The following is a 1054-nucleotide window of genomic DNA, read 5'->3' on the forward strand; positions in this document are numbered from 1 at the left end:
GTAGGTGCCTTCGTAGCGCAGGTCGGGGACGGGTTGCACTCCGCCGGCTCGCAGGCCAGCTTCGAAGCCTGCGGCACGCGCCATGGCTTCGTCGAAATGTTTTGGGCCGGTTATATGGGCAATCCGCGTATGGCCCTTGTATGCAAGATATCTGCCCATGGCCTCCCCACCGCCGAAATCGTCGGCTTTGACGCTGTCCACGGCCTGATTGGGCAGGTCACCGATGAACACTGTGGGCATTTCGAGCTTGAGCAGCACGTCATGCATGCGATGCAGCGCGAAATTGCCGACGATCAAGCCATCGACTCGCTTGTTGCGGATCTGTCGCAGATATTCGCGGTTATGATCCTCGGGATGGCCTCCCGGCACGTCCGAATTAAAAATCATGGTGTCGAGACCGGTTGCCTCCAGCTCAGTCTGGGCGGTCTTGACCAGCTCGGTGTAGAACGGGTTGAGAATGTCGGGGATCAGAAGGGCAATGATATTGGTGCGGCCGGTGCGCAGGCTTTGGGCCTGCGGGTTGGGCGAATAACCCAGCTCTTCCACCGCCTGCAGCACCCGGGCTCGCAAATGCTCGGAAACGCGTTCGGCATGATTGAGCACATGGGAGACGGTGGTCCGCGACACGCCGGCACGCTCTGCAACTTCGGAAATCGTTGTCATATTTAGATCGCTAACATCCTGAAAATCGATTTGCAAATTGATTTGTGAATGCATTTGCAAAACTCAAATTGCTTGTTATGGTGACGCCATCGGGTGCGATTGGTCGCTCCCCGATCAATGTGAGCGCGCTAGAGCCAGCAGATAAGATGGCCACGTGAGGACCCCTAGGGAGAAAAACCATGTTCACTATTGAAAACTCCGCCTAGCCGATCGTCTGGCCTGTCCGCACTTAATTTTCACGGCTGCCGTTGCTGCGTGACATGCTTGCGAACGCTCTGTGCTGCCCAAACCGCTTGCGGTCATCGAACGCCTTAACGGCGAACGGCTTGCCCCTGCCCGCTTTTGACGGAACCTCAAATGAACGCCCCTTTTTCCGGCCTCGATCTCAACC

The 1054-nt window shown here is 56.9% G+C and carries 1 protein-coding gene; it reads right to left on the bottom strand.

The window, feature by feature from the left end:
• On the bottom strand, nt 1-663 hold a 663-nt coding region (locus WH91_RS02930), incomplete at its 3' end, for a LacI family DNA-binding transcriptional regulator (RefSeq protein WP_046169530.1).
• Between the last annotated feature and the right edge of the window lie 391 nt (nt 664-1054).

Source organism: Devosia psychrophila, assembly GCF_000971275.1.
GTDB classification, from domain to species: Bacteria; Pseudomonadota; Alphaproteobacteria; order Rhizobiales; family Devosiaceae; genus Devosia; species Devosia psychrophila.